The organism is Serratia sp. Z4 (genome assembly GCF_009900725.1).
In the GTDB taxonomy this organism is placed as follows: domain Bacteria; phylum Pseudomonadota; class Gammaproteobacteria; order Enterobacterales; family Enterobacteriaceae; genus Serratia; species Serratia nematodiphila.
The window spans coordinates 774,451-786,321 of the sequence record NZ_JAAABD010000001.1; the positions used below are offsets into that span (position 1 = coordinate 774,451).

The window sequence follows — 11,871 nt, forward strand, 5'->3', positions numbered from 1 at the left end:
TGGCTCCCGTCTCAAGGTGCGCTGAAGATCAGCGTGGCCGAGCCTGACATCGGACCGGTGGCGATGCTGGTGTAAGGCACATTGTTCTTCACTGGCACAAAGGTGACGGTGTCGTTGCCCAGCCCGTTGACGATGCGCGTTCTGAACGTATTGTTGGGTTTCACCACCGCGCCATTGTGCACCATGGCTACGCCGACATTAGGATTGGAGGTCTTGATGAAATCGCTGGAGAAGCCGCTGGCATCGCTGACCATGCGAACCAAAATGTCTTGTGTCGCGCTCTGATCGTCACACCGGTAGCTGAGCGCCTTGTCCTGTTTGATTTGGGCGTCGATGGCGCTCTGCGTGAGAAAGTCCTGGCGGATCTGACCGAAGTCGACGTTAATCTGCTGGCCGTTGTTGATAGTGCAACTGGTGGTGACGAAGTAGGCGTCGTTGTCGGCGATCAGGCGCCACCGGTAAGGCCCACATTTTGGGCAACCTGACTGGTCATTTTTTTGTTCAAAGTTGATTTGGCCGATGACGTCGCCCTTGTTCACCTTGATATCCTGCGTCGGCGAACGGTTGAGCACGATGTAAACCCTGATGGAAATGCTGGCACTGTTTAGGCCGGTAATCGTCATCACCTGGATACCTGATTGGATCGGGGATAAGTAGTCGGTGCCGTTGATTGTCATACCGTTGGCAAGCGTACCGAAAATGGCGGTGTTCATCGTCAACGCCGGGCTGCCGGTGAGTAAAATATCTTTCCAGTTGGCGACGTCGTTTTTACAGGTCACCTGGCTGACGTTGACGATTTCATTTTTCCCGATGGACAATTCAGGGCCTATCTTTACCCTGACGTCGACCGGCGTCATTGAACCACCCTGACCAATGTTCCCGCCGTCGGAGGTTTTACAGGTAAATGCATTGGCGTTACCAATGAGGACGAAAAAAGATAATGCCAGGCAGTGTTGTAAAAATAGGATGGTTGTTTTTCTCACAATAATATCCCGATTATATAGTGTCATTTGGCTAGGTGCCGCCACGAAATAAGGCTAATTAGGCTGACTGTGCCGGCGTTATTCCGTTAAATGAGAATAAGGCGCATCTATTCCTGGTATTTCCTTGTTGTCAGCTGGCAGTAGGGCGGTGGGGTACCACCTCAACGAGTTGTTGATGGAGCCGTCCGTTACGAGCACTTCTTGTTTGGCGACGAGTTCCAACAGCAGTAGCCGGGCGCGGTAAACGCCGACGTTGACGGCGTTGGCCAGTTGCCGGGTAGACAACCACAGATGCTGAGGTGGCAGTCCGGTGTCGGGACATTGACGGGGCGACTGCGCGAATAATGTTTGCAGCAGATCGTGCTGCAATTGCCGTATTTCCTTTTGTTTTGGAGATAACGCTTCCATAGCACTTCCTCTGTATTTCGATTGCTGTATTCCTAAGAAAAAACAAAGTTTCACTGCCTACCAATAACGAGGTAAATCGCGAATCAAGAAAAATCCTATCTATTTATCAGGATTGAAAAAAAGGGGTTTCCCACTCCGTTTCTACCTGTTTGCAGGCTGGGGGAGTGTCACGCAGAAACCTAAAGTTTTGGTTTATTATATTCACAAAGAGCGGCTTTGCGATCTGATTAATTGTGAAACAGAGAAAAACAGGATATTGCACTATAAAAGTATTTTTTACGATCTATGAGCCTAAAAATAACACTAAATTAACTTTAATTAGGAAATAAATTGCGAATGTTCGTCTTGATCAAAAAAAGACTTTTTTTGCTGGTGGGCATTTGCCAGAATATTCACCGCCAGACAAGAAGGGCGGATTAGAAAGTATTGGTCTCTGCTTGTTGTGATTTCGTTTATTTTTATATGACGGATTCATTAATGGGTAGACCGCTGCAGACTTGCCGTTATCGACGTATCTATTGTCGGTTTCTTTGGTTTTGGCAGTTAACCAACCAGCAAGATGCTAAAGAATCAGGGCTGCGCATATATAAGCGCGAGCAGATTTCCTGTTGCTCTTTTTCTTGATTGGAATATGCATTTTTTCTTATAAGGAATATAGGTTCTATGAAACTTAACAAAATCATGATGGCTGCAGTGATTGCATTTGGCGCAAGTTCTTTTGCACAAGCAGCCGATCAGGGACACGGTAAAGTGACCTTCACGGGTTCTATTATTGATGCGCCATGCTCTATTGCACCCGAGTCGATCGATCAGACCGTAGATCTGGGCCAGGTTTCTAACGTGGCGTTGAAAAACGGCGGCAAATCCAACCCGCGTCCGTTTGAAATCAAGCTGGAGCAGTGTGATACCACTACGCTGAAAACCGTTAAAACCACCTTCAGCGGCATTGCGTCGTCAACCAACAAAGATCTGTTGGGTATCGCGGGGACCGCCAGCGGCGCCGGCGTAGCAATCACTTATGGCGGCCAGCCGATCAAACTGGGTCAGGCGACTGCAGCACAGACGCTGAATACTGGCAACAACAGCCTGAACTTCGCCGCTTACCTGCAGGGTGAAGGCGCTTCCGCAGCCATCGTTCCGGGCGATTTCACCGCCGTAGCCGACTTCACTCTGGCTTATCAGTAAGTGAGACCGCAGGCCTAATCAACCAGGCATGGGGCACGCCGCATGCCTGGTGACTCTCTGTGTCAAAGGAATGTCGCGATGTTTTTTTCAAGGAATCGGGCGAGTGCCGTTCTTTTGGCGTCGTTGGCGTTTGCGCCCGGCAGTGCAATTTCCGCCGCACAGGGGTGGGGCAAAGTCAGTATGCACGGCGCCATTATCGACACTGCCTGCGCCATTGCCGCCGGCAGCCGCGATCAGACAATCGATATGGACACGCTTCCTATCGGACAGATCATTCGTGACGGCCAGGGAATGACTAAACCTTTCAGTATTGAATTGGTTAATTGCATTTTGGAACGTCCGGAAAACAAGCCTGATTGGAAATTCTTTCAGGTCACGTTTGATGGTTTGGCGGAAGGCGCTTTGTTTGGCGTACAGGGCGATGCGCGCGGCATCGCATTGAAGATAAAAGACAGCCGCGGCAGGCCGGTTATTCCAGGGGAGCCGTTGCCGATGGAGGGAATAATACCGGGCAACCGAGTGCTGAATTATTCCATGACGTTAATGCCGAATCACCAGCCGTTGAAGGTGGGAGCGTATTTTTCCACAGTGCGTTTTAAGCTGGATTATTTTTGATTTTTTTTCGTACTGACGGTTAATTCGTTATTGAAAGGACTTTATTATGCTTTCACCGGCAGGGAAGTTATTTCGTCTTCAGGCCTTGGGGCTCTGTGTCGCCCTTTCTCTGGGAAATCCGATCGCGTTGGTTTATGCCGCCGACGTTATTCAATTCAATACTGACGTCTTGGACATCAACGATCGTAAAAATATCGATCTGAGCCAATTTACGCGCAGCGGCTACATCATGCCGGGCGTTTATACCATGGTGGTGCACGTCAATAAGAACGATCTGGCGGAACAGCCGGTGACGTTTATGGCGCCCGAGAACGATCCTAAAGGCAGCGAAGCCTGTCTTTCGCCGGAGTTGGTCAACCAACTGGGGCTGAAAGAAAAACTGTTAAGTACGCTGAACTGGACGCACGGCGGCCGTTGCCTTGACGCCTCCAGCCTGGCAGGGATGGAAGCCCGCGGCGATCTTGCCAGCTCCTCGCTGTACCTCAACATTCCTCAGGCCTATCTGGAATACAGCTCGGAAAACTGGGACCCGCCTTCGCGCTGGGATGACGGTATTCCCGGGCTGCTGTTTGACTATAACGTCAATGCTCAAACGCAAAAACATCAGAAAGGCGGCAGCAGTTACAGCCTGAGCGGCAACGGCACCGGCGGCGCCAATCTGGGCGCCTGGCGTCTACGCGCCGACTGGCAGGCTAATCTCAGCCATCAGACCGGTTCTTCTCAGTCGACCGACAAACAGTTCGACTGGAGCCGCTATTACGCCTACCGGGCTATTCCGGCGCTGCGCTCGCGGCTGACGATGGGGGAGGATTATCTGAACTCCGACATTTTCGACAGCCTGCGCTTTACCGGCGTCAGTCTGCGATCCGACGACAGCATGTTGCCGCCCAACCTGCGCGGCTATGCGCCGGAAGTGACGGGCGTGGCGAAAACCAACGCCAAGGTGGTGGTCAGCCAACAGGGGCGCGTGCTGTATGAGACGCAGGTGGCGGCGGGGCCATTCCGCATTCAGGACATCAACGACGCGGTTTCCGGCGAGCTGGACGTACGTGTCGAAGAGCAAGACGGCAGCGTGCAGGCGTTCAAGATGAATACCGCCAACATCCCTTATCTGACGCGACCGGGTACGGTGCGTTACAAGCTGGCGACGGGCAAGCCGTCGGAGTGGGGGCATCACCTGCGCGGGCCGATGTTCGGCACCGGTGAGTTCTCCTGGGGCATCAGCAACGGCTGGTCGCTGTACGGCGGGGGCATCGCCGGTGGCGATTACAACGCGCTGTCGCTGGGGATCGGGCGCGATCTGATGGCGCTGGGGGCGTTGTCGTTCGATGCCACGCAGTCGCGTGCGCGCTTGCCGCAGGAGGGCGCTCTGACCGGTGGTTCGTACCGGTTGAGCTATTCGAAGAACTTCGACCAGTACGACAGCCAGATCACCTTCGCCGGCTACCGCTTCTCCCAGGAGGACTTCATGAGCATGGGGGACTACCTCGATGCGCGTTACGAAGGGGGACGCAGCGGCAAGAGCAAGGAGATGTACACCATCACCTTCAACAAACAGTTCCGCGATCTGGGGCTCAGCACCTATCTCAACTACAGCCACCAAACCTATTGGGATCGGGCGCCGAACGATCGTTACAACCTGATGGTATCGCGCTACTTCGATATCGGCGATTTCAAGAACGTCAGCGTATCGCTGTCGGCCTATCGCAACCGTTACAACGAGCGCAATGACGACGGGATGTACCTGTCGCTGTCGCTGCCCTGGGGCAGCGCCGGGACGCTCAGTTACAACATGACGCTCGATCGCGAAGAGAACGCCCATCGGGTCGGTTACTACAACCGGGTCGATGAACACAACAACTATCAGATCAGCGCCGGCGCAGCGCGCAGCGGGGCGACGGCCAGCGGCTATTACAGCCATCAGGGCGATATGGCGCAGATCAACGCCAACGCCAGCTACCAGGCCGGCCGTTACAGCGCTGTCGGCATCGGCGCGCAGGGGGGGCTGACGATGGCGGCGGAAGGGGCGGTGCTGCACCGGGTCAATACGCCGGGCGGCACGCGCTTGCTGCTGGATACCGAAGGCGTCGCCGGCGTGCCGGTGCGCGGCTACGGCAGTACGGTGCTGACCAACCGTTACGGCAAAGCGGTGGTGGCGGATGTAAACAGCTACTACCGCAACAAGGCCAGCATCGATCTCAACAGCCTGAGCGACAACGTCGAGGCGACGCGTTCCGTGGTGCAGGCCACGTTGACCGAGGGGGCCATCGGCTACCGCAAGTTTGAGGTGATAGCCGGCGAGAAGGCGATGGCGATCGTCAAACTGGCGGACGGCAGCGAGCCGCCGTTCGGCGCCACGGTGCTGAATGCCCGCAAACAGGAGACCGGCATCATCAATGACGGCGGCAGCGTTTACCTGTCCGGCCTCAACCCCGGCGAGCGCATGCGCGTGCATTGGAACGGCGCGGCGCAGTGTGAAATCCAGTTGCCGGCGCCGCTGCCGGCCGAATTGCTGATGAACACGCTGCTGCTGCCTTGCCGTCCTCTTGCCGGCAACAAGCCGGCGGCTGACGCCAACTGACTTACACCCGGCGGAGTGCGCTCCGCCGCTAAACCGCCGGGGCGGGATTGCCCGCCTTCGGCCGACTGGAACCGTGAAGACATGATGAATCTGACTATGACCAGAAAGACCGTTTCCCTTGTGGGCCCGCTCGCCGCCGCATTGACGCTCGGCGCGGTCGGCCTGCCCGCTCATGCGGCTATCGCGCTGGATCGCACGCGCGTGATTTTCGACGGCGACCTGAAAACGGTCAGTCTCAACATCAGTAACCAGAACAAACAGTTGCCGTATCTGGCGCAGGGATGGATAGAAGACGATCGCGGCAACAAGATCCAAAGCCCCTTCACCGTGCTGCCGCCGGTGCAGCGGGTGGAGCCGGGCAAACCGAGCCAGGTGAAGATCCAGTCGCTGCCGGCGGCGCGTCAGCTGCCGCAGGACCGGGAGACGCTGTATTACTTCAACCTGCGGGAAATCCCGCCGCGCAGCAATAAGCCGAACACGCTGCAGATAGCGTTGCAGACCCGCATCAAAATGTTTTATCGCCCGGCGGCGCTCGCCCCGAAGAAGAACGCGGCGCCGTGGCAGGAGCAGCTGACGCTGACCCGGCAGGGTGACAAGTATGTGGTGAACAACCCGACCCCTTATTACGTGACGATCGTTGAGGCGAGTGCCGGCAAGGGCGGCAAAGGGGCGGCCGGCTTTGAACCGTTGATGGTGGCGCCGAAGGCCAGCGCCCCGCTGAACGTGCCCGCCGCGAGCCTCGGCAACGGTCCGTCGCTGGCGTACATCAACGATTACGGCGGGCGGCCGCAGTTGAACTTCCGCTGCGCCGGCAGTGCCTGCCAGGTCGTGCCGGTCGCCAAATGACGAGCCGCGCGCAAGCAGGGAAGACCGAGTCATGAACACAGCGGAGTGAACGAATCATGCAACGAAAGATCCCCATGCTGTTGGGAAAGGCCTATGAACGTCATCAGCGACGCACTATCGGCCTGACGGTGTTGGCCGCGCTGATGGTGCCGCTGACGGCGGGCACGATGCTGATGCTGATGCCGCCGGCCCGCGCGGTGGACAACTGGGACGTGGAGGGGGCGAACGGCACGCTCCACGTTTACGGCGCGTTGACGGAAAGCGCCTGCAGCCTGGAAATGACCACCGCTCGTCAGGAAGTGTGGTTGGGTGAGACGGGAACGGCGCACTTCCAGCGCCCGGGCGATCGCGGCACGCCGGTGGCGTTCGAGCTGACGCTGAAAGACTGTCTGCGGGCGCCGGCGAGCAGCCGCGACGCCTGGACCGGGGTGCTGGCCTGGAGCGGCAGCCAGCCTGCGGTGTCCGTGGCGTTTGCCGCGCCGACGGATGACGACGCGCCGGGGTTGGTCAGGGTTGCCGGCGTCACCGGGTTGGGGTTGCAGCTGACGGATGCCAGCGGCCTGCCTGTGCGCCTCGGCGCGCGTAACAAACCGGTATTGCTGACGCCGGGACAAAACACCCTGACGTATACGGTGACGCCGGTGCGCACCCCGGCGACGCTGAGCGCCGGCGCTTACCGTGCGGCGATCGATTTCCGGCTTTACTACGACTAATACGCCGCTTGCGCCCGGTCGGCGCAAGCACAACCAAAGGGAGTGGCGTCATGCGCGCGACAGAGACGAACCGGCGCCGGAGCGCGCTGTTGGGGGCTGGCATGGTCATGGCGGCCGGCATAATGGCGCAGTCGGCGACTGCGGCGGAAAACATGCGCTTTCACGGCACGCTGGTGGCCGAGCCGTGCGTCATTCAGCCAGGGGATGAGGACATTCCGCTGGATTTCGGCACCATCGTCGACAAATACCTGTATCTGAACACCCGCTCCCACAGTCAAACCTTCGCATTGCACCTGACCGAGTGCGATCTCAGCCTGGGCAATACGGTGGCTATCACGTTTACCGGCACCGAGAACGCCAAACTGCCCGGCCTGTTGGCATTGGATGCCGGCAGCCTGGCGTCGGGGATCGGCATCGGGCTGGAAGACAGCAGCGGCAAGGCGCTGCCGCTCAATCGCGCCAGCGATAAATTCCGCCTGAGTGCCGGCAACACCACGCTTACGCTGCAGGCCTATGTGCAAGGGGAACCGGAGGCTATCCAGACGAAGTCCATCGGCCGCGGCACCTTCAGCGCGGTGGCCACTTTTACGTTGGAATACGAATAAGCGTCTACAAGGACAAGAAACGCAATGATGAGAAAGCACGTCAATCACGCCCTGCGCATGGGGCTGCTGTGCCTGTTGGCGTTGAGCGCCGCCGCTTGCCAAAGCCAAAAGTCGGGCAAGCCCGCCGTGAACACTAAAAATCAGGTTGTGCAACCACCGTCAGAAGAGGCTTTGCGCAAGCAGCGTGAGGCCGAACAGCTGCAGCAGTGCCAGCAGCAACTGGGCGCATTGCGCGCGATCGACGAGAAACAGTATCAGCGCTATAAACGGGCCTTCGACAGCCTGATGAGCGGCGCTTCGCAGTACGCCAGCCTGCGCGCCCGGGTAAACGGCGACACGCAGGAGACGGTGGATGCGCTGTATCGCTACAAGGTCAACTATCTGTGCGCCGGGGTGAATCAGGCGGTGTTGACCGGCTTGGCGGATCGTGGGGAGCAGATTAAATGAGGCTGCGCCTGCTGGGCTGCGTCGCTCTGCTGTTCTCCGGCGTCGCGCTGGCGGACGACGGCGTGCCGGCGCTGCTGCAGTTTGCCGAGCAGTATCAACGGCAAAACATCGTGCCGACGAACGAAAAAGCGGCGCCAGTCGAACGCGAGTCGGGGCAAAAAAAGCGTGAGCCCGCGAAGCGCTCGTCGGACAACAATAAGCCAGCCTCACCGGCCAAAGCTTTTACGCTGACCCAGGAATTATTGGCGCGTGACCAACAGCTGGCGCGCCAGCGAATGGAACTGACGATGTTGCGCCAGGAACTCGCCGCGTTGCGGGCGGAGAAAGCGACGCCATCCGTCGCGACGTTGCCCGATTCGTCAACGCTGCAAAAGTGGATCGCCGGGCTGGGCGCCGCCTGGCGCGGCTCGCCCGACGCGCAGCGCGCCGAGGCGCTGCTGCGTCAGGCGACGCAGGAAACCGCCCAAAGCAGAGCGACGGCGGCGCAGGCCGAACGGCGCGTCACCGAACTTGAGTCTGCCGCGCAGGCATCGGCACAGACGCTTGCACAACGCCAACGCGAGCACCAGGAGGCGTTGCACGCTCTGCGCGCCGCGTTGGAAGAAAGCGAGCAGAAGCGGGCCGGGGAGCAGAAGGCGACTCAGCAGGCGCGCGAAGACCTGCTGGCGTTGCGTAATCGGCTGCAATGGGTGATGACGCCGGAGCAGTTGAAGGATGATCGCAAGCGTCTGTCCTATGCGGCGGGCAGTGCGCTGGGGCGGGACATTCAGGGGGTAGTGGCGGAGCGTCAAAGTTGGGGCGTGCCGGTGGATCGCGACAGCCTGTTGGCGGGCGTCATCGATAGCGTCTCGGGGCGTTTGCGGTTGCCGCCGGATGAACTGAATGCGCTGACGGCGCAAGCGGATGCCAACGCCGTGGCCGCGCGTGAGAAACGCGTTAACGAACAGCGGCGGCGTGATGAAGATTACCTGACGCAGTTCAGTCAACAAAAGGACGTAAAGCAATCGGCGATGGGCTTCTGGTATCGGGTGGATTACGCCGGGGAGGGCGCGCTGGCGCCAACGACGGTGGTTGATGTGGTCGTGAAGGAGACGTTGACCGACGGTACGGTGATCCAGGATATGGAACTGAGCGGCAAGGTGCTGTCGCAACCGTTGTCCGAGTATCCGCCGCTGTTTCGGGAGGCGATAAGCCACCTGCACAACCACGGATCGCTGACGATGGTCGTGCCGCCAGCGCTGGCCTACGGCGAAACCGGCTATCCGCCGAAAGTGCCACCTAACGCCACCATGATTTATGAATTACGCATCGACAACAGTCAGGCGCCGACAAAGGGTGCCCAGGCGGTTAAACGGGAAGCCGGAACGGCGGGGAGGCAGGGATGAACACGATGATAAAAATCGCGCTATTTGATGAAAACCGTTACTTCAGCGCCGGTTGGCAGGAGGCCCTGGCGCTGCACTTCAGCACTTATGGCAAGCGCACGCTGTTACTGGATGCGCAGCAGGTTCACGAAGCCGATCTGGTGTTCTGCTATTTTCCCCCCGGCGTGCAAAGCTGTTTTTGTCACTTCTTTGAGGCGCAGACCGCAGGGCGCAAAACGCTGTATTTCTCGTTGCGAATGCCGGAGGGGCGGCATAAACGCACCGTCGGTAACCGCTGCGCGCTGGAGGCCGGCGTCATCTACCACGATATGCCGTTGGTTTCGGCGCTGTATCAGGTGAGCGCCGAGCTGGAGCGGCGCAGCAAATGGCCGAACCGGCCGGGTTGTGGCAGAAACTGCATATGCCAGCACCGCGGCCTGACGCTGCGCGAACAGGAGATCATGCGCTGTATGACGCGCGAGATGGGGGTGACGCAAATCGCCCGGATGCTGGACATCAGCGTGAAAACCGTCAGCAACCACAAGATGAGCGTGATGCGCAAAATGGGATTCCGGCGTAATGCCGAACTTTACGGTTGGCTGCGGCACAGCGCTCGTCCTGGGGCTGTGGGGGGGCGAGCCGGCATTCAGGTGGGCGTTGCGGCAGGGAAAGAGCGGCATTGAAACGGCGCCGGCCAAGTCAGACCGGCCGGCGCCTTTAGTGCCTCGCCGTGGCGATCAGTTACAGGCCACGACCTTGATCGCCAGCCCGCCCTGTGAGGTTTCGCGGTATTTGGCGTTCATGTCTTTGCCGGTTTCGTACATGGTTTCGATCACCTTATCCAGACAAACCCGCGGCTCGCTGGTGCGGCGCATCGCCATGCGCGCGGCGTTGACTGCCTTGACGGCGGAAATGGCGTTGCGTTCGATGCACGGCACCTGAACCTGGCCGGCGAGCGGATCGCAGGTCAGCCCCAAATGGTGCTCCATGGCGATCTCCGCCGCGATACACACCTGCGCCGGGCTGCCGCCCAGCAGCTCGGTCAACCCGGCCGCCGCCATTGAACAGGCCACGCCCACTTCCCCCTGGCAGCCCACTTCGGCGCCGGAGATCGAGGCGTTCATCTTGTACAGCGCACCAATCACCCCGGACGCCAGGAAATAGCGGGTGTAGGAGTTGGCATTCACCGGGCGGATGAACTTGTCGTAGTAGGCCAGTACCGCAGGGATGATGCCGCAGGCGCCGTTGGTCGGCGCGGTGACCACGCGGCCACCGGCGGCGTTCTCTTCGTTGACCGCCAGCGCGAACATGTTGATCCAATCGACCACGTTCATCGGGTCGATATTGTTCTTGTCTCCGGTCACCAGAATGCGGCGCAGCGCGGCGGCGCGGCGCGGCACCTTCATCGGGCCGGGCAGCAAGCCTTCGGTGTTGATGCCGCGCTCGATACCGGCGCTCATCACCTGCCAGACGTCGGCGAAGTGCGCGTCGATATCCGCTTTGCTGCGCAGCGCCAGTTCGTTCTGCATCACCAGGCCGGACAACGACAGCCCGGTCTCTTTGCAATGCTGCTGCAGATCGTGCGCCGATTTGAACGGGTAGGGCACCGGCGTGGCGCCCTCGGTGGATTGGCCGAAGTGCTCTTCGTCGACGATGAAACCGCCGCCGATCGAGTAATAGGTTTTGCTGTGCAGCAAGCGTTCACCGGCGAAGGCGCGGATGCGCATGCCGTTTTCGTGCAGCGGCAGGTTGTCGCTGTGGAAGTTCATGCCGCCGTGCAGCGGGAAATCCACCTCGTGATGGCCGTTGGCCAGCGGCAGGCGGCCGCGCTGTTCGACGTCGCGGATAAAGCCCGGAATGCTGTCGATGTCCACGTCGTGCGGCAGGTTGCCGGCCAAGCCCATGATGATGGCGATGTCGGTGTGGTGGCCTTTACCGGTCAACGACAGCGAACCGTACACGTCGACCACCACGCGGGTAGTGTCCTGCAGCTGCTGGTGGGCGATCAGATCGTCGACGAACTGTTTGCCGGCCTTCATCGGGCCAACGGTGTGGGAGCTGGATGGGCCGATGCCAATTTTGAAAATATCGAAAACGCTGACCATGGTCTCGCCTCCTTCTTCA

Annotated in this window: 12 protein-coding genes; 9 read left to right on the top strand and 3 right to left on the bottom strand. The window is 59.1% G+C overall.

Translation table 11 applies throughout. From position 1 onward, the window contains the following. Nucleotides 1-11 precede the first annotated feature (11 nt). Both GT753_RS03785 and GT753_RS03790 read right to left on the bottom strand, forming a co-directional pair. Nucleotides 12-818, bottom strand: a complete 807-nt coding sequence (locus tag GT753_RS03785) for a fimbrial protein (protein WP_021504374.1) — start codon at nt 816-818, stop codon at nt 12-14. Nucleotides 819-1,061: 243 nt separating this feature from the next. Beyond that, nucleotides 1,062-1,391 (bottom strand): hypothetical protein, encoded by a 330-nt coding sequence (locus GT753_RS03790; protein WP_004938734.1) that lies wholly within the window; start codon nt 1,389-1,391, stop codon nt 1,062-1,064. A gap of 663 nt (nt 1,392-2,054) precedes the next feature. Between GT753_RS03790 and GT753_RS03795 the strand changes: the two genes are divergently transcribed. The 9 genes from GT753_RS03795 to GT753_RS03835 all read left to right on the top strand — a co-directional run bounded on the left by GT753_RS03795 (nt 2,055) and on the right by GT753_RS03835 (nt 10,430). Then, the gene (locus GT753_RS03795) at nt 2,055-2,576 is read left to right on the top strand and encodes a fimbrial protein (protein ID WP_004938731.1); all 522 of its coding nucleotides are present in this window, start codon (nt 2,055-2,057) and stop codon (nt 2,574-2,576) included. Between the two features lie 78 nt (nt 2,577-2,654). After that, nucleotides 2,655-3,191, top strand: coding sequence for a fimbrial protein (locus GT753_RS03800; RefSeq protein ID WP_015377273.1), 537 nt, complete (start codon nt 2,655-2,657; stop codon nt 3,189-3,191). Between the two features lie 46 nt (nt 3,192-3,237). Then, nucleotides 3,238-5,772: an outer membrane usher protein gene (locus GT753_RS03805; protein WP_076740410.1), complete on the top strand. Its 2,535-nt coding sequence runs from the start codon at nt 3,238-3,240 to the stop codon at nt 5,770-5,772. A gap of 81 nt (nt 5,773-5,853) precedes the next feature. Further along, nucleotides 5,854-6,618 carry a fimbria/pilus periplasmic chaperone gene (locus GT753_RS03810; RefSeq protein ID WP_015377275.1) on the top strand — a complete coding sequence of 255 codons (765 nt, stop codon included), beginning with the start codon at nt 5,854-5,856 and terminating at the stop codon, nt 6,616-6,618. 74 nt (nt 6,619-6,692) lie between these two features. After that, a complete protein-coding gene (locus tag GT753_RS03815) occupies nt 6,693-7,331 on the top strand; it encodes a fimbrial protein (protein WP_160125470.1) in 639 nt (212 codons plus the stop codon). Between the two features lie 50 nt (nt 7,332-7,381). Next, complete coding sequence (locus GT753_RS03820) at nt 7,382-7,936, top strand: fimbrial protein (RefSeq protein WP_004938719.1); 555 nt, start codon at nt 7,382-7,384, stop codon at nt 7,934-7,936. A 24-nt stretch (nt 7,937-7,960) separates the two neighbouring features. Then, nucleotides 7,961-8,383 (top strand): hypothetical protein, encoded by a 423-nt coding sequence (locus GT753_RS03825; RefSeq protein WP_021504369.1) that lies wholly within the window; start codon nt 7,961-7,963, stop codon nt 8,381-8,383. After that, nucleotides 8,380-9,768 carry an FKBP-type peptidyl-prolyl cis-trans isomerase N-terminal domain-containing protein gene (locus tag GT753_RS03830; protein WP_160125275.1) on the top strand — a complete coding sequence of 463 codons (1,389 nt, stop codon included), beginning with the start codon at nt 8,380-8,382 and terminating at the stop codon, nt 9,766-9,768. Before GT753_RS03825 ends, GT753_RS03830 begins: the two co-directional genes overlap by 4 nt. After that, a complete protein-coding gene (locus tag GT753_RS03835) occupies nt 9,765-10,430 on the top strand; it encodes a helix-turn-helix transcriptional regulator (protein WP_015377280.1) in 666 nt (221 codons plus the stop codon). The genes GT753_RS03830 and GT753_RS03835 overlap by 4 nt, the downstream gene beginning before the upstream one ends. 54 nt (nt 10,431-10,484) lie before the next feature. Here the strand turns inward: GT753_RS03835 and GT753_RS03840 are convergent, their stop codons facing one another. Next, complete coding sequence (locus GT753_RS03840) at nt 10,485-11,852, bottom strand: L-serine ammonia-lyase (protein WP_015377281.1); 1,368 nt, start codon at nt 11,850-11,852, stop codon at nt 10,485-10,487. Nucleotides 11,853-11,871: the final 19 nt, after the last annotated feature.

Bases quoted from the DNA above. Each gene is read 5' to 3' on its own strand.
- GT753_RS03835 (WP_015377280.1), top strand. From the start codon at position 9,765: ATGAACACGATGATAAAAATCGCGCTATTTGATGAAAACCGTTACTTC.
- GT753_RS03790 (WP_004938734.1), bottom strand. From the start codon at position 1,391: ATGGAAGCGTTATCTCCAAAACAAAAGGAAATACGGCAATTGCAGCAC.
- GT753_RS03815 (WP_160125470.1), top strand. From the start codon at position 6,693: ATGCTGTTGGGAAAGGCCTATGAACGTCATCAGCGACGCACTATCGGC.
- GT753_RS03805 (WP_076740410.1), top strand. From the start codon at position 3,238: ATGCTTTCACCGGCAGGGAAGTTATTTCGTCTTCAGGCCTTGGGGCTC.
- GT753_RS03825 (WP_021504369.1), top strand. From the start codon at position 7,961: ATGATGAGAAAGCACGTCAATCACGCCCTGCGCATGGGGCTGCTGTGC.
- GT753_RS03795 (WP_004938731.1), top strand. From the start codon at position 2,055: ATGAAACTTAACAAAATCATGATGGCTGCAGTGATTGCATTTGGCGCA.
- GT753_RS03840 (WP_015377281.1), bottom strand. From the start codon at position 11,852: ATGGTCAGCGTTTTCGATATTTTCAAAATTGGCATCGGCCCATCCAGC.
- GT753_RS03830 (WP_160125275.1), top strand. From the start codon at position 8,380: ATGAGGCTGCGCCTGCTGGGCTGCGTCGCTCTGCTGTTCTCCGGCGTC.
- GT753_RS03820 (WP_004938719.1), top strand. From the start codon at position 7,382: ATGCGCGCGACAGAGACGAACCGGCGCCGGAGCGCGCTGTTGGGGGCT.
- GT753_RS03800 (WP_015377273.1), top strand. From the start codon at position 2,655: ATGTTTTTTTCAAGGAATCGGGCGAGTGCCGTTCTTTTGGCGTCGTTG.
- GT753_RS03810 (WP_015377275.1), top strand. From the start codon at position 5,854: ATGATGAATCTGACTATGACCAGAAAGACCGTTTCCCTTGTGGGCCCG.